This window comes from Bacillus sp. SG20033 (assembly GCF_044570195.1).
Classification (GTDB): domain Bacteria; phylum Bacillota; class Bacilli; order Bacillales; family Bacillaceae; genus Bacillus; species Bacillus subtilis.
Window position 1 is genome coordinate 1,037,359 of sequence record NZ_CP172606.1, and the last position, 16,139, is coordinate 1,053,497.

Consider the following 16,139-nt stretch of genomic DNA (forward strand, 5'->3'; position numbering starts at 1 on the left):
TTTTTTCTAGGATATGTGGAGCAGGAAAAAAGGGTGACAAAATAAAGAGAGCGCGGAAACCGCGCCCTCTATAGCCATATATTGAATTGTTATTGAACTCTGCCGCCCATTTGCTGTTGAGCGAAAGATACTAAACGTTTTGTGATTTCTCCTCCAACAGAACCGTTAGCGCGAGAAGTTGTGTCCGCTCCAAGGTTAACGCCGAATTCAGAAGCGATTTCAAGTTTCATTTGATCGATAGCCTGAGCTGCGCCAGGAACTAGTAAGTCATTTGAAGAGTTTTGGTTAGCCATGTGTAAAATCTCCTTTTTTGTTTAGTATGGTTGGGTTAACTGGAGTTGCACCAATCTGTGAACCCTTCTCGGGTGTCACTGCCGCCTCGGCGTAACCCAATGCTTTGCCGGCTTGTTACTACGTATTATGTTAAAATGTCCGGAAACTCATGCGGAGAATTGTGTGGTAAATCTTGAGAAAGAAAAAAAGCTTAGCCGTTTAGGCGGCTAAGCTAGTCATAAATATGAAAAAGCATCAGTTCATGTATCTCGTTTGTAAGAGCAGGCTCGTCAGCGCGGGCGGGAAACAAGTCTCCCCATTCAATCTCACCGCTCTTATGATAGATGCCTTCATAATGGGTCCCTTTATAATAAAATGAAATTTTCCATCCGGGCAGCTTTTCTTTTGGGAACAAAGGTTTCCAGCTGAAATGAGAAATCATTACGGCCACGCTCCTTACATTTGGTATCAATTGACCTGAATATAAACGGCTTATGTTCATTGTATCATTGTTCCAGAACATCATTGAAGAGGCCTTAATATGCAGTTTGTCCCAGCCTTGGATAAAGATAAGCCCGCTTTATTAAAAAAGCGGACAGGTTACGAAGGCCACAATGCTTCAGGAGATATGATTGCCTTCTCAGATAAATATGACGCGTATTCAAAGCTTCTTCGTTTTGTAAGAGAATCAACATGATGCAAATTTGGATGAGAAAAAATGCTTCGGCCCGGGCGCGAATTCGCTTCAAACATCCATACTTTACCGTTCTGATCAATGCCAAAATCGAAACCGATCTCCCCGATAAACCCCTCGATATGATCATGAAGGACATGGCTTGCCGTCAGTGCCGCTGCAGAAAGCTTTTTAATGACCTCAACTCTTTCAGCGGGATCATCGTATACTTCCGCAAGTGTCTTTACAGTGCCGCCGTTAGAAAGATGTGTTGTAATGCTGTTCTTTCCGGAAATTTTTACGGCGATTGCTGTCACTGTCCATTTTCCTTTTCTGTTTTTATTGGTATGGACACGGAAATCCGCTGGTTTGCCTTGAAATTCGATGAGATCAACACCTTGCTGAATGAGAAAGTCGGACGTGTTGTGCTGTTTTTGAAATTCTGCAAGGAATGAGGCGGCATCGGAATAATCAATCGAAGTAAATGTTTTGGCGTCATTCGTATGCTTTACCGTCAGGCCGCCATCTGTTCTTTTCAGCTGATAAATGCCGGTGCCGAGTGCTCCATTTGCCGGTTTGATATAGACTTTTTTGTATGCGCCACAGAGCTCATCTATCAGCTCCACAGACGGTGTCAGCTCGGATCTAGGCAAAAAGGGTGCCGTTCTCGGATCTTTTTCGAGCAATTGATGAACGTTCCATTTATTGAAAAACGTTTTATTAAACCATGGGATCTGATATTCATCGATCAGCCTCTTTTTTGTATGTTGCAAGAGAAGTGAATCTTCAATTTTTCGGTTCGGCAAACGGTCATAAACGACGTTCGGCAATGGAACGATTTTTTTCTCCCAGCCGTTTTCCCTGTAAAGGAGGCCTTCAATCGTGCCTTCCTCCCAATTGATTTGGTGCGCGCCAAAAACGAAGCAGTAGCCTCCGGCTTGCTCGTGTAACGTGACAAGCTTAGAAAAAAAGAGGGAACGATCCTTAAATGGACGTTCAAGAGATACAGTAAACCCTGCCGTAAAGATGCCGACTAACGGCCCGATATGCACTGTATGATCATGAATCAGTATATCAGCCCTGCTTCGGTGGGGGAGCAAAAGCTCATGAAACAGATTTTCAGAGAGCAGCACGGTTTGTTCCAGATGCCGTCTGTAAGCAACGTGGCATCTGACAACCTTCGTTCCGAATGCGGCATGCAAAAGTCCGTCTCGCTTCAGCGAAGAGGGCAGAAACAGGGTGTTTTCACTGGTTTTGTCTATGCCGATCAAAAACCGTTTAGGATTCACGCGGAAGAACTCCTTTCTGGCTTTGCTCAGAAAACAGATATTGGCAGCGCTTTAGGGGACAAGTGTACAGCTGTTCTTTTTGCTCGGGAGAGACACGCAGGATTGACTTCCTGCCTGGTTTGGAATTGATATCTAAAATCCAAATTCTCCCGTCCTTAGCAAGACATATATCAAGACCGAGTTCAAACAACGGCCCGTAGCGCTCGTCAAGATAATACGGAACCGATTGGGTAATCGAAAACACATCATCTAGTAAAACCACTTGCTGTTTTTTCGGTATATCTTCAAACCAGGAGTCAAATGTCAGCGCATCAGATCCGCCTGACAAATTGGCCAGCAGCCCGTGTTTGTATCCGCGTCTTACTGCCTTTCCGACTGTATTCCATTCACCTGCTTCGTTTTTTTCCATAAACAGACGAATATCACAAGGGTATTGTTCCTTATCTTGAATGTTTAAGTAAGGCTGAAGCAAATATTGATGCTGAAGCACTTTTTTGCACCATGTTTTAAAAGAAGTCTGGTTGGAAAACGTTTTTGTCTGCTTATCCTTTCCGATGTGATAAGTAGCAGTGATGTTTTTCTTGCCCAGCTTCAAAAGAATCACGCCTCTGCCTCCCGCGCCGAATGCCGGTTTAAGGATGCAGGCTTTTTCTTTGGATAAAAAGGATTGAATTTGTTCGTAGCGGTTCACCTTTATCGTTTCGGGAATATAGGGATTGATTACAGAGTGCTGCTGCAAATCGTGAAGGACGGTCCACTTATCGGGAAGACCCCGCCCGATAAATTCCGTTTTCGGATATTTTTTGAGCCACTCAACGATTGGTTTTGCTTTTTGGGAATGTGAATCCTTGCCGTAAAAACAGCGATCATAAATATAATCTGGAATCGCCATTTCAGTTTCGTTCCATGTGCTGCTGGCCGAATGATAGACCGATGCTTTGACACGCAAAGTGTCAGGTAAAATATCAAATGGTGTAAACCGGATGAAACGTATGCCGAATTCGGGTGCTCTTTTGGCCAGTTCTGCGGAATAATCCGCTTCATGCTGGCGGGATAAGGACATAAAACCGAGTGTTATCATGGTGAGACTCCCCCTTTTATTCAAAAGCTGCCGGCGGGTGTCCGCAGCTTTACACTAAATACATGTAAGACGAACGCAGCTGACGGTATTCTACTTTACAGAATACGATTCTTCACCTTGCCCTATTCCAAAAGAACAAGCTGATTTTCTAAGAACAGGAATTTGTCTCCTCGTTTGCTAAGTGATTGCATGAGCCTCTATAATACGTATAGGTACATAATCCATATGAAAAAAGCTGAAGCACAGATGGAGGAAGATGAATAGGAATGGGTATTGCAGGAACCTTTATTTTTATGATCGTGATCGGCGCTGCCATTGGAGCGGTGACCAATCATTTAGCAATTCAAATGCTGTTTAGGCCGTATAAAGCGTACTATTTGTTTGGGAAGCGAGTTCCTTTTACGCCCGGGCTGATTCCAAGACGGCGAGATGAACTTGCAAAACAAATGGGACTGATGGTAGTCAATCATCTCTTAACCCCTGAAGGCATTAAAAAGCGGCTCGTCTCTGATGCAGCCAAAACGCAGGCTCTTCGAGTGGGGGAACAGCTGATTCAAAAGCTGTCACTTTCTGAAGTGACAGTAAAAGAAGCGCTTGAAAAAGCCGGGATGAAGCGCCCCGAAAAAGCTGCTGATGCATGGATCAGCAGCTGGACCGATGATAAGCTGAATGAGCTTTTCCGCCAATACGGGGACCAATCGTTAAAAGAGCTGGTGCCTATAGAGGTGCAGGAAAAGCTTGAGGAAAAAATTCCGATGATTTCAGGATATATATTGTCACGGAGTGTCCGTTATTTTGAAAGTGATGAAGGAAAAATCCGTCTTGGCAATATGATTGATGACTTTTTAAAAGAGCGCGGCATGCTTGGAAGCATGGTGCAAATGTTTCTTGGCAATTCAAGCCTTGCGGATCGCGTGCTGCCGGAGCTGCTGAAATTCTTGCGGAATGAGGAAACAAATAAATTGCTTTCTGATCTCTTAAAAAACGAATGGGGCAAGCTGAGGGAGTATACGTTTAATGAAGCAGACGAAAAATGGAATGCAAAGGCGCTCATTTTCAGTTTGAAACGAAGAATGCTGCAAGCATTTTCGACTGCCCCTTTCTTCAACAATACGATTGGCACGCTTACCGTCCGCTATGAATCTGAGCTGACCCAGCAAATGCTGCCGGCACTGTTAGACAAATTGCTTGAAGGGATTTCGTCCAACCTTGAAAGTGTCTTAAAACGGTTGCGTCTTGAGGAAATCGTCAAGGAGCAGGTGGATCAGTTCCCGGTGGAGCGTCTTGAAGAAATGGTGCTGTCCATTTCAAAAAAAGAATTTAAAATGATTACCTATTTGGGGGGCCTTCTCGGCGGAATTATAGGCGCGATTCAAGCACTGTTTGTCATCCTTTTTTAAGAAGAAATGGGTTCTGATTAATGAAAGGATCTCCATAGTCTGTTATAGTGGAGTGGTATGTCAAACGGCAATGATGAAAGGAGCTATTTACAATGGCTGTTAATTTTTATGATGTAGCGTATGATCTGGAAAATGCATTACGCGGGAGCGAAGAGTTTACCCGTTTAAAAAACCTTTACGACGAAGTTAACGCAGATGAATCAGCGAAGCGCATGTTCGAAAACTTCCGTGATGTACAGCTTAGACTCCAGCAAAAACAAATGGCAGGAGAAGAGATTACACAAGAAGAAGTGACGCAGGCTCAAAAAACAGTTGCGCTTGTACAGCAGCACGAAAAAATTTCTCAGCTGATGGAAGCGGAGCAGCGCATGAGCATGCTGATTGGTGAATTGAACAAAATCATTATGAAGCCTTTGGAAGAGCTTTACGGCAGTGTTGAAGGCTAATCAGCAAAATCCCTTCTTGGATAAGAAGGGATTTTTTATTCATTCAGCAAACTTGGAAATCCAATGAATCTTTTACCTCTCCATTGATGATGACTGATAATGTATGAATTCCTTTGTAATGCTTTCTGGTGGTTAAATCCTTAAAGGATTGGATTCTTGTGTATGACTTCGTTTCGTTTTTTCGTATATTTGTTTCTGTTATTTTAAATACTTTCTGATGACGCTGGCCTCTTGCTTTTACAAAATCAATTGCGTACTCAATTCTTACTTTTTGATCCCTGTCTGAATGAATATAGAAAGAAAATTCAAGGCTTTCGCCAATAACTATACGTTTGGGCTGGCATGTTAAATCATGTAGTTGTATCGAATCAGCATTTTCATAACCAAAAAGCGCTAAGGCCTGTTTATCACCCTTTTTTAATAAGGTCCGATAGGCGTGTTTGATAATCCAGTCTGTATGGGGATGTGTTCCGTACCATTGATCTGCGACTTTACTCAGTAAATGAGGATGCGTTTTTGATATATCATTAAGGTTGTTGGCCACGCTTTTCCTTACATATAAGGACTCGTCCTGCATCAGCTTCTCAAGGATCGGCAATACGGGGGAAGGGTCCGATTTCAAAGCCGGTATCGATTTTCCCCATGGCAGGCGGGGCCTGCTGCCTTCGCTCGCAAGTCTTCTCACGTGTTCATTTTTATGCTCAGACCATGCAAGCAATTGTGCAATCATCTTTTCTTGATCTAACAGCAAAAAAGGCCTTACAGCAAATTCTGAGGTCGAATATTGCGTAAAGTATTCCAATGCCTTTATTGATTCTTCCCAATGCGCTAACCCGTACTGTTCCACATAATCTGGAAATAAAATTCCGCTGAGTCCTTTAAAATGAGGGGCTGTATCCCGTAAAATTGTGAGCGCTTCAACGTATTGTTTTGGCAAAGTTTCGTATAAAGAAACTGTCACGCGGCGCATCCGCTCTTTTAAAGTGAGTTCAGGCCAGTCCTCCAGCCGTAATGTATCCAAGAATCTGTTTTTGTTAAAATCAGGATAGGATGACCTTACATGATGGATCAACTGAGATATCAGTTCTTCATTATATATTTCTTTTAAATCAGCCATATAAACACCGCTTTTTCGTTTATTATTTATATTGTATGGGAATGTACGTTCTGGATCAAGTGTATAGTCCTAAAAATTAACAACTGATCCTACCACGGATATACAAAAGTTGGTTACTTTTTTTAGTTAAAAAAACCCTTGTCATCGGAAAGGAAAACTGAGATAATAACATTGAAAGCGCCTACACTTACCTATTTCAAATGGATACGGTCGCATATCATGCCGTTATATAGAGGGGATAAGCAACAGAGAGTAAGTGTTCGGAGCGCATCATTGGTCAAACAAGGGGTTCCTGATACATGATTTTTCGTAAATCGAAATAACGATATTAGGGAGAATGGCTGCTTCGATCGTATCCTATCAACAAGCCATACATAAAGTCTGCTGAGCCAGGCTTTTTTTGCTTTAAGAAAAGGTTGTTCTAAACACAGAGACAGGGTCATATCCTATACACAAGTACAGTCATCAAGGAGGGGGACATCTCTGTGTCAAAACAATTGCTTGCCTTAAATATAGATGGAGCGCTGCTTCGGTCGAACGGGAAGATTCATCAGGCAACGAAAGACGCGATTGAATATGTAAAGAAAAAAGGGATTTACGTCACACTTGTGACCAACCGTCATTTTCGCTCAGCACAGAAAATAGCGAAATCGCTAAAGCTTGATGCCAAGCTGATCACCCATAGCGGGGCATATATCGCTGAGAAAATTGACGCCCCGTTTTTTGAAAAAAGAATTTCTGATGATCATACCTTTAACATTGTTCAAGTGCTGGAGAGCTATCAATGTAATATTCGGCTTCTTCACGAAAAGTATTCCATCGGAAACAAGAAAAAGGTGAATTCGAATTTATTGGGGAAAGCACTCATTCATCCGTCTGACCCGATCTTTTATCCAGTCCAGTTCGTTGAATCATTAAGCGATCTCCTCATGGATGAGCCGGTGAGTGCACCCGTCATCGAGGTGTACACGGAGCACGACATTCAGCATGACATTACAGAAACGATTACAAAAGCCTTCCCTGCGGTGGACGTGATTCGCGTAAACGATGAGAAGCTGAATATCGTCCCGAAAGGTGTCTCGAAGGAAGCGGGTTTGGCCCTCGTCGCTTCAGAGCTGGGCCTGAGTATGGATGATGTCGTGGCCATTGGGCATCAGTATGACGATCTGCCGATGATCGAACTTGCCGGTCTTGGGGTAGCGATGGGGAATGCCGTTCCGGAAATTAAGAGAAAGGCAGATTGGGTTACAAGGTCCAATGACGAGCAAGGTGTCGCTTATATGATGAAGGAATATTTCCGAATGCAGCAGCGAAAAGGATTTCTTGATAAGTTCCACATGAAACGTGTGTAAAAAAGCCGCTCGCACCCTGACAGGTGCGGCGGCTTTTTTGCCGGATTGATTTTAGCAGTTTATTTCTGTACACTAAAGAAAGTTTTGAATCTGATAAATTAGGTGATGAAGTTGCAAATTAAAATAGAAGGCATACATGATGACCGCCTGCATCGGCCTCTGCAAAATATTGCAAATTTGTTTTATGAAGAGTGCGAGCTTGCGTATGGCGGAGAGGAGCCCGCAGATTTTGTCATTTCTTTAGCGTTGTCACAAACGGATGAGCATGTGACGGTTTCGGGAGAAGTGAAGGGAACTGGCATAAAGGAACAGCATACAAAATTCTTTTCTCCCGGCATGACTGAAAAAGAAGCTTTTAAGCAAGTGAAAAACACAATTTCTTATGTGTATCTCAATCTTCTTCAGGCGCATACGGGCATTACGCAGAAGTGGGGAATCCTCACAGGAATCCGGCCCACAAAGCTGCTTCATAAAAAACTGCAAAGCGGAATGTCCAAGGAGCAAGCGCATGCTGAGTTGAAAAAAGACTATTTAATTCATGATGAAAAAATCATGCTAATGCAGGAAATTGTTGACCGTCAGCTTGCGGCAGTGCCGGATTTGTACCGAGTAAAGGATGAAGTCAGCATTTATATCGGCATTCCGTTCTGCCCGACAAAATGCGCGTATTGCACATTCCCTGCGTATGCCATCCAGGGACAGGCAGGCAGAGTCGGCTCATTCCTATGGGGACTGCATTACGAAATGCAGAAAATCGGTGAATGGCTGAAGGAGCATGATGTTAAGGTTACAACCATTTACTTTGGCGGCGGGACGCCGACAAGCATTACAGCGGAGGAGATGGATCTGTTGTATGAAGAAATGGTCCGCTCCTTCCCGGATGTGAAAAACATTCGTGAGATTACGGTGGAGGCCGGTCGTCCTGATACGATTACAGAAGAAAAACTCGCCGTTTTAAACAAATATGACATTGATCGGATCAGCATCAATCCGCAATCCTATGAAAACGAAACGCTAAAGGCGATCGGGCGGCACCATACGGTTGAAGAGACCATTGAGAAATATCATCTGTCACGCCAGCACGGCATGAATAATATTAACATGGACTTGATTATTGGTTTGCCTGGGGAAGGCGTGAAGGAGTTCAGGCACAGTCTTTCAGAAACAGAAAAACTGATGCCGGAATCCCTTACCGTTCATACTCTTTCATTTAAACGGGCGTCAGAAATGACGAGAAACAAGCATAAGTACAAAGTTGCCGGCAGGGAAGAGGTTTCTCAAATGATGGAAGACGCGGTAGCCTGGACGAAAGAGCATGGGTACGTGCCTTATTATTTATACCGCCAGAAAAACATTCTTGGAAACCTTGAAAACGTCGGATACTCTTTGCCGGGACAAGAAAGCATCTACAACATTATGATTATGGAAGAGGTCCAGACGATTATTGGCATCGGCTGCGGTGCTGCTAGTAAATTTATTGATCGGGATACAGGGAAAATTACGCATTTTGCGAATCCGAAAGATCCGAAATCGTACAATGAGCGCTTCGAGCACTACACGGACGAAAAAATCAAATATTTAGAGCAGATTTTTGAAAAAACGACAAAGCAGCACTGATCACAGTGCTGCTTTTTTTATCCCTGTTTTTTTGCGGGCTGAACCTCAGGCTTCCATTTAAATACCTTGTTCAGCAAGCGGTAAATTCGTTTTGATTCCTTTGTGACAAGCGGTCCCAAAATCGCCAGAATGAGGACATATAATGCGGCAAACGGCTTTAATGTGGCTGACAGTCCGCCGGCTATTCCGAGATTCGCAACGATAATCGAAAATTCTCCCCGCGATACGATCGTCAGCCCGATATTCGATGAAGCCTTATGAGAAAGCCCTGCGCGTCGTCCTGCCACCATTCCGGCGATAAAATTTCCCAGAATGGTCAAAATCACTGCACCCAACGCAAGCCAAACCGCTTCACCAAGCGAAAACGGATCGATACTGAGGCCGAAGCTGAAAAAGAACATCGCACCGAAGAAGTCGCGAAACGGAACAACGAGGTGTTCAATCCTATCGGAATGCTCTGTTTCTGAAAAGACCAAACCGAGCAGCAGCGCGCCGATTGCTTCTGCTACATGAATCGTCTCGGAAAACCCGGCGATAAAAAAGAGCGCTGCGAAAATGACGATAATAAACACTTCGTTTGAGCGAATGTCCAACAGTTTGTTCAACAGCGGCGGGAGTTTTCTTGCTGCGATAAAAAACAGCAGCATATAACCGAAGGCGATCAAAATGGACAAGAGTGCACTCCCTACGGATGTCGCATCACCTAGTATAAGGCCGGAAACAACGGACAGATATACGGCAAGGAAAATATCTTCAAACATGATGATGCCGAGAATCAATTCGGTTTCCGGATTGGCAGTTCTTTTTAAATCAACGAGCACTTTTGCGACAATCGCACTTGACGAGATTGTGATGACGCCTGCGAGGATGAGGACTTCCAGAAAGGAAAATCCGGTGATAAACCCGTAAAGCAGTCCGAGGCTGAAGTTAATCAAAATATAAATCGTCCCGCCGACCGCGATTGATTTTCCTGATTTGATTAACTTCCCGACAGAGAATTCGAGTCCGAGATAGAAGAGGAGGAACAGTACGCCCATTCTCCCGAAAAACTCGATGATTTCACTGCTTTGAATAAATGTTAGATCAATAATCCCCATTTTCGGCGCGTGCGGTCCAACAAGCATCCCCAGCACAATCAGAAACGGAATAATCGAAAATTTAATTTTATTGGCGATCACACTGGCGATTGCCACAAGCACAAGTGCAGTTCCAACTTCAAATACAAGATGGTCCATCGGGGCTCACACGCCCTCTCCAGAAAGAAAATCGTGAATCAGTTTCTTCAGATGCTTTCTCTCACCTGAGAGGACAAGGGTGTCATTTTCTTCAATAATCGAATCGGCTCCGGGATTTAGGAGCTTTTCCTGGTTGTGTTTGATAATGGCAATTACAGTGACATCGTAATTCTGGCGAACATCAAGCTCTCCGAGTGTGCGCCCAATCGATTTGGCGCCTTTTTCGACCTTAAACCATTCAATAATAAGATCGCTGAAGGCCATTTCGATGGACTCCAGAGCTTGCGGTTTATAGACCATGCCCCCGAGAATAGCTGCAATTTGCCTTGCTTCAGAATCATCCAATGAAATATTTGAAAGAAGCTCATCCGGGTCCCGGTCATTAAACCGGTAAATTTCCCTTCTTCCGTCATCATGAATGATAATCGTCATTTTTTCGTGGCTTCTTGTTTCGATTTCAAACTTTTTGCCGATGCCCGGCAGATCGTTTTCTTTAATATTCAATGAAAATCCCTCCGAATGTAGTGTTGGCAGTATGGGGTGAGTTACAAATAAAACTTGAGCAAATTATATTCGGAGGTAATTAGACTGGTATTTGACAGGGACGGCCAAAGCCTTTTCCAGCCTGTTTATCAGCGGTTCGTCAAGTGGTTTGACAGAGAGCTGCCTGACAGACTGCGCCAGCGGGCTGTACTCTTTGATCAGCTCAGCCGGGTGCATGCTGCCCGGCGACGGCGTTTTTGCCGATTGTGTTTCCTGCGGATATGAAGTCATAGGCACATAGCTGTCAGTGCTTGCTTCAAACTGAGAAGGCAGAACCACGTCCGAAGGGGGAAAGTACACCATAAATAAACTTAATAGAAAACTGATCAGCAATTTATCCATGTTCCTTTCCTCCCTTCTCATCAAGATATCCCTTCTTTTTCACTATATAAAACTTTATGTTTCCATTCAAACAATATGCATTTTTCAGTATCTATTGACCTTGAAAAATAAAAAGGTTTATTTGAGGATGGCGGGGAATGTATAGGAGAAAGAAAAAAAGTAAGCGCATACATGGAGGTGCTTTATATGGAGTTTGTTCAATATGCATGTAATGGGGCTGTTGCAGAGATTATCCTGAATCGGCCTGATGCCCATCACGCCCTGAATGAACAGATGCTGTCTGAATTGAAGGAGGCAGTCGAAATGGCGTCTGCAAGCGAGGCACTCATCGTTCTCCTGAGAGGAAGCGGGAAAGGCTTTTCGGCCGGCGGTGATATCAGGATGATGACGTCAGAGCATGACCCTGACCAATTTAAACGGCTGATGGATACGATTGAGGCTGTCACCCTGAATTTATATCAGATGAAGAAAGTGACAATTGCAGCCATTCATGGTGCTGCTGCGGGACTGGGCCTGAGTTTGGCGCTTTGTGCGGACATTGTGCTCGCTGAAAAAAACGCCGTCCTCGCGATGAATTTTATCGGCATTGGGCTTGTTCCGGACGGCGGAGGACATTATTTGCTGAAGAAAAGAATCGGTGAAGCAAAAGCGAAAAAACTGATTTGGAGCGGAAAAAAACTATCTGCCTCAGAAGCTGCCGATATGGGGCTTCTTGATGGGACATTTGCCGGAGACCCTGCCGAAGGCGCAAGACCCATTATCGAAACCCTGTTGGCCTCCCCTCTTTTGGCGATGATCGAAACGAAAGCTATTTTTCAAAGCCTCCAAATTGAAGAACTGAAAAAAGTGCTATCCCTTGAGCGCAGCGCCCAAGAGAGAATGAGAAGGACCAAGGATCACCAAGAAGGAATCCGTGCCTTTTTAGAAAAACGGGAGCCGAAGTTTCAAGCGTAACAGATCAGCCGGAAAGCTGATCATCTGTGAAACAAAATCAGCTTTCCGGCTGCATTGACTAAACGATGAGTATGACTATGAAGCTCTTTTTCTTTTAAGAGGGCTTCACCATGCGTTTTTGCCGCTTCTTCATGTTCTGCCTCGAATCGCTCGTTTACCAGCGTGTTCCCCGAAGGATCAAATACGGTAAGGAAATAATCAGCCATCAGGTTTCTCCTCCATTTTAAGGTTTATCAGTCTTTCTTCATTTATATTCTAAAAAGGAAATCAAAATCCTTTATTATGCTTTATCCAAAATTAGTATATAATGGGTCAGGGAAGGAGGAGATTCAGTGCTTACAATTGATCACGTAACGAAGACATTTGGAGATTATAAAGCCGTTGACGGATTGGACTTAGATATTCCGGAACAGCAAATGTTCGGTCTATTAGGCGCAAACGGAGCGGGAAAAACAACGACGTTTCGCATGATCCTAGGATTATTAAGCATTACGGAGGGCTCAATCAGCTGGAAGGGCCGTCCTGTGAATTATCATATCAGCAACAAAATCGGTTATCTGCCGGAAGAACGGGGCCTTTATCCGAAAATGAAGGTAAGAGATCAGCTCGTCTATCTTGCCAGATTAAAAGGGATGGAGAAGCGGGAGGCTGTAAAAGAGCTCGGGACATGGCTTGAACGCTTCAATATTACAGATTACGAGAATAAGAAGGTGGAAGAGCTTTCAAAGGGGAATCAGCAGAAAATCCAATTCATTTCGGCAGTTTTGCATAAGCCGGAGCTCCTGATTCTTGATGAACCATTCAGCGGCTTGGACCCTGTCAATGTTGAGCTGTTAAAAGAGGCTGTGATCTCGCTGAAAAACAGCGGTGTTTCTATTTTATTTTCAAGCCATCGGATGGAACACGTGGAGGAGCTTTGTGAGAACCTTTGCATATTGCAGAAAGGAAAACCGGTTGTACAAGGCAAGCTGAAGGAGATCAAGCGTTCCTTCGGTAAAAAGAATGTTACCATTCACTCCGATGACGATCTGCGCTTTTTGCAGTCCCATGAAGGCATTCTTCAATGGAAGGAAACGGCAGACGGCGTCAAGCTGCAGATTGCCAATGAAGACATTTCTCAAGAGATTTTTGCGATGCTACAGGGAAAAGGGTTTATCAGAAAGTTTGAGCTTGAAGAGCCGTCACTGCATGATATTTTTATAGAAAAGGTGGGGGCCGTCTATGAATAAATTTTGGATCATGCTTTCTCATACATACAAAAATAAGATTATGGCAAAATCCTTTATTATTTCGACTGTCATCACGGTGCTGCTTGTTTTAGTTGTAACGAATCTGGAGTCGATCATTTCTTTGTTTCAAGGTGACGATGCGAAAGAAAAAATCGCCGTTGTTGATGAAACAAACGAATTATATCCGGTTTTTTCAAAGCAGCTGAAAGCGGTGGATACTGACGGCGATCTTGATGTGAAGCTGTCGAAGCAATCGGAGGATGAGGTCACAAAGCAAGTCAAAGATGAATCACTCGATGGCATGCTCATCATCAAACGAGATGAAAAAGGGACCATTTCAGGAACATATAAAGCGTTAACGATTTCTGATGAAAGCACGTATCAAACGCTGCAGCAGGCACTGACGCAAACCAAAACAGCTGTCGGAACGGCGGAGCTCGGCGTGTCGCAGGAAACGATCAGCAGCCTTTATGCGCCCGTTACTGTGGGGCAGAAGGCGCTGAAAGAAGGGGCGAAGTCTGAGGAAGAGCTTGGCCAGACGGTAGGGCTTGTTTACATTATGCTGTTCGTCATTTATTTCTCGGTGATTATGTATGCCAGCATGATAGCGATGGAGGTCGCAACCGAAAAATCTTCGCGAGTTATGGAAATCCTGATCTCAAGCATGCCGCCGATCCAGCAAATGTTTGCAAAGCTGCTTGGTATCGGGCTTGTCGGGATCACACAGCTTGCTATTATTATAGGAGCCGGCTCTCTGTCGCTTAAGCTGAACGAAAAGAGCGAAACGGCTTCATCTGTCGGCGGATTCCTTAATTTGACCGACGTATCTGCAACCACTGTCATCTATGCTGTCATTTTCTTTTTGCTCGGATACTTTTTGTACGCGACACTTGCCGCGTTTCTCGGCAGTGTCGTCAGCAGAATAGAGGACGTGCAGCAAACGATCACGCCGATGACGCTTTTGGTTGTCGCCGGTTTTATGATCGCGATGTTCGGTTTAAATGCGCCTGACGCAGGATTTATTACGGTAACTTCGTTTATTCCGTTCTTTACGCCAATGATTATGTTCCTGCGCGTCGGCATGCTTGATATTCCGTTCTGGCAGGCGGCTGTCGGAATCGGAATCACACTGCTCACCATTGTCATACTGGCCGTTATCGGCGCCAGAATTTATAAAGGCGGTGTATTAATTTACGGCAATTCAAGCGCGTTCAAAGCGATCAAACAAGCGCTTCGTTTAGCGAAAAACTGATTGGAAAACAGCCTGGGGATTCTCAGGCTGTTTCTTTATTGACAGAACGTGCATTCGTAAGAATTCGGTGCTAAAATAAGGGTACTTCATCCTGGAAAGGAGCAGAATGTTGACTGAACTAACCTTTATTCATGCGGCAGATCTTCATCTTGACAGCCCGTTTTACGGGATATCGCATCTGCCGGAGCCGATTTTTGCCCGGATTAAAGAAAGCACGTTTGCAAGCGTGAGACATATGATAGACGCTGCAGTGAGAGAGCACGTTGATTTCATTTTGCTGGCGGGAGATCTGTTTGATGAAGCCAATCGAAGCTTAAAGGCTCAGCTCTTTTTGAAAAAACAGTTTGAAAGACTCAGAGAGTGCGGGATTTCGGTATACGTCATCTTTGGGAATCACGATCATCTTGGCGGGGAGTGGACACCGATTGAATGGCCTGAGAATGTCCATATTTTTTCGTCCGCTGTTCCAGAAGAAAAATCGTTTTTTAAAGAAGGCAGGCGCATAGCAAGCATTTACGGCTTCAGCTATCAAGCCAGAGCAGTGACGGAAAACCAAGCCGCCCGCTATCGGAGATCAACTGACGCACCGTTTCATATCGGCATGCTCCACGGCACGCTGTCAGGATCTGAAGGACACGATCCGTATTGCCCGTTTACACATGACGACCTCGTGAAAAGCGGGATGGATTATTGGGCGCTTGGCCATATACATAAACGCCAGGTTCTATCTGCCGAGCATCCGGCAGTCATTTACCCGGGAAACACGCAAGCACGCCATATGAAGGAGACGGGAGATAAAGGCTATTATCTCGTTCATGTGACAAACGGAGATATATCTTATGAATTTCAGAGAGCGCATGATGTCCTGTGGGAAAAAGCGGCGGTTGATGTGACGGAGGCAAAGAATATGACAGCCCTCTTCCAAATGGTGGAGGACACGTTTTCGAAGCTGCGGAAAAAGGGGAGCCCTGTTTGTGTAAGGCTTGTTTTACAAGGGACGGCGCCGGAATGGCTGCTGGAGGCGCCAAAAGGCACCTTGGATGAGTTTCTTGAAGCTCTTCAGGAGCAAGAAGCGGAGGAGGAACGTTTCGTTTGGCCTCTTAGATTGGACGATGAGACAGAAAACGAAGCAAACCTAACAAACCTTGATCCTTTTTTTGGCGGTTTATTTGAAGACATTGATCGCAGCGATCTGTCAGACGTGCTGGAAGGGCTTGAGCGGCATCCAGTGTATAGAAGGCACGCGGACCGGTTTAGCCAAGAGGAGGTAAAGGAAATAAAAGAGCAGGCACAGATATTATTGAAAAGACAGCTTAAGGTGCTTGATACATGAGGC

The 16,139-nt window shown here is 44.5% G+C and carries 17 protein-coding genes; 8 read left to right on the forward strand and 9 right to left on the reverse strand.

Translation table 11 applies throughout. The features are described from left to right. Positions 1–89: 89 nt before the first annotated feature. The 4 genes from sspB to spaC all read right to left on the reverse strand — a co-directional run bounded on the left by sspB (position 90) and on the right by spaC (position 3,316). Positions 90–293 (reverse strand): beta type acid-soluble spore protein SspB, encoded by a 204-nt coding sequence (gene sspB / locus ACFVP7_RS05365; RefSeq protein ID WP_003233287.1) that lies wholly within the window; start codon positions 291–293, stop codon positions 90–92. 212 nt (positions 294–505) lie between these two features. Then, the gene (locus ACFVP7_RS05370) at positions 506–724 is read right to left on the reverse strand and encodes a YheE family protein (protein ID WP_010886462.1); all 219 of its coding nucleotides are present in this window, start codon (positions 722–724) and stop codon (positions 506–508) included. 149 nt (positions 725–873) lie between these two features. Then, positions 874–2,235 carry a spore coat associated protein YheD gene (yheD, locus tag ACFVP7_RS05375; protein WP_042977721.1) on the reverse strand — a complete coding sequence of 454 codons (1,362 nt, stop codon included), beginning with the start codon at positions 2,233–2,235 and terminating at the stop codon, positions 874–876. Continuing rightward, complete coding sequence (gene spaC, locus ACFVP7_RS05380; protein WP_032725304.1) at positions 2,225–3,316, reverse strand: spore coat associated protein SpaC; 1,092 nt, start codon at positions 3,314–3,316, stop codon at positions 2,225–2,227. The genes yheD and spaC overlap by 11 nt, the downstream gene beginning before the upstream one ends. A 266-nt stretch (positions 3,317–3,582) precedes the next feature. Here spaC and ACFVP7_RS05385 point away from each other — a divergent pair, with 266 nt between their 5' ends. After that, positions 3,583–4,716 (forward strand): DUF445 domain-containing protein, encoded by a 1,134-nt coding sequence (locus ACFVP7_RS05385; RefSeq protein WP_021479649.1) that lies wholly within the window; start codon positions 3,583–3,585, stop codon positions 4,714–4,716. 92 nt (positions 4,717–4,808) lie between these two features. After that, positions 4,809–5,162 carry a YlbF family regulator gene (locus ACFVP7_RS05390; RefSeq protein WP_003224239.1) on the forward strand — a complete coding sequence of 118 codons (354 nt, stop codon included), beginning with the start codon at positions 4,809–4,811 and terminating at the stop codon, positions 5,160–5,162. Between the two features lie 43 nt (positions 5,163–5,205). On the opposite strand, the gene ACFVP7_RS05395 is transcribed toward ACFVP7_RS05390, so the two are convergent. Continuing rightward, positions 5,206–6,279: a DNA alkylation repair protein gene (locus ACFVP7_RS05395; protein ID WP_049140668.1), complete on the reverse strand. Its 1,074-nt coding sequence runs from the start codon at positions 6,277–6,279 to the stop codon at positions 5,206–5,208. 485 nt (positions 6,280–6,764) lie between these two features. On the opposite strand from ACFVP7_RS05395, the gene ACFVP7_RS05400 reads away from it, so the two are divergent. Together ACFVP7_RS05400 and ACFVP7_RS05405 are read left to right on the forward strand one after the other, a co-directional pair. Beyond that, positions 6,765–7,631, forward strand: a complete 867-nt coding sequence (locus ACFVP7_RS05400; RefSeq protein WP_003233277.1) for a Cof-type HAD-IIB family hydrolase — start codon at positions 6,765–6,767, stop codon at positions 7,629–7,631. 111 nt (positions 7,632–7,742) lie between these two features. Next, on the forward strand, positions 7,743–9,248 hold the full coding sequence (locus tag ACFVP7_RS05405; RefSeq protein WP_128473763.1) for a coproporphyrinogen III oxidase: 1,506 nt from the start codon (positions 7,743–7,745) through the stop codon (positions 9,246–9,248). Positions 9,249–9,265: 17 nt separating this feature from the next. On the opposite strand, the gene khtU is transcribed toward ACFVP7_RS05405, so the two are convergent. From khtU to khtS, 3 genes are all read right to left on the reverse strand, one after another. Beyond that, positions 9,266–10,483 (reverse strand): K(+)/H(+) antiporter subunit KhtU, encoded by a 1,218-nt coding sequence (gene khtU / locus ACFVP7_RS05410; protein ID WP_003233272.1) that lies wholly within the window; start codon positions 10,481–10,483, stop codon positions 9,266–9,268. Between the two features lie 6 nt (positions 10,484–10,489). Beyond that, positions 10,490–10,987 (reverse strand): K(+)/H(+) antiporter subunit KhtT, encoded by a 498-nt coding sequence (gene khtT, locus ACFVP7_RS05415; RefSeq protein ID WP_003233269.1) that lies wholly within the window; start codon positions 10,985–10,987, stop codon positions 10,490–10,492. 63 nt (positions 10,988–11,050) lie between these two features. Continuing rightward, complete coding sequence (gene khtS, locus ACFVP7_RS05420; RefSeq protein WP_077670575.1) at positions 11,051–11,389, reverse strand: K(+)/H(+) antiporter modulator KhtS; 339 nt, start codon at positions 11,387–11,389, stop codon at positions 11,051–11,053. 165 nt (positions 11,390–11,554) lie between these two features. Between khtS and ACFVP7_RS05425 the strand changes: the two genes are divergently transcribed. Then, positions 11,555–12,322, forward strand: coding sequence for an enoyl-CoA hydratase (locus tag ACFVP7_RS05425; protein WP_169037391.1), 768 nt, complete (start codon positions 11,555–11,557; stop codon positions 12,320–12,322). Between the two features lie 20 nt (positions 12,323–12,342). Here the strand turns inward: ACFVP7_RS05425 and ACFVP7_RS05430 are convergent, their stop codons facing one another. Then, positions 12,343–12,528: a YhzD family protein gene (locus tag ACFVP7_RS05430; RefSeq protein WP_015715596.1), complete on the reverse strand. Its 186-nt coding sequence runs from the start codon at positions 12,526–12,528 to the stop codon at positions 12,343–12,345. 126 nt (positions 12,529–12,654) lie between these two features. Between ACFVP7_RS05430 and ACFVP7_RS05435 the strand changes: the two genes are divergently transcribed. The 3 genes from ACFVP7_RS05435 to ACFVP7_RS05445 all read left to right on the forward strand — a co-directional run bounded on the left by ACFVP7_RS05435 (position 12,655) and on the right by ACFVP7_RS05445 (position 16,136). Further along, positions 12,655–13,551 (forward strand): ABC transporter ATP-binding protein, encoded by an 897-nt coding sequence (locus tag ACFVP7_RS05435; RefSeq protein ID WP_003233262.1) that lies wholly within the window; start codon positions 12,655–12,657, stop codon positions 13,549–13,551. Then, positions 13,544–14,803, forward strand: a complete 1,260-nt coding sequence (locus ACFVP7_RS05440; RefSeq protein ID WP_015383237.1) for an ABC transporter permease — start codon at positions 13,544–13,546, stop codon at positions 14,801–14,803. Before ACFVP7_RS05435 ends, ACFVP7_RS05440 begins: the two co-directional genes overlap by 8 nt. Positions 14,804–14,909: 106 nt before the next feature. Beyond that, positions 14,910–16,136, forward strand: coding sequence for an exonuclease SbcCD subunit D (locus ACFVP7_RS05445; RefSeq protein ID WP_396583037.1), 1,227 nt, complete (start codon positions 14,910–14,912; stop codon positions 16,134–16,136). Positions 16,137–16,139 lie beyond the last annotated feature (3 nt).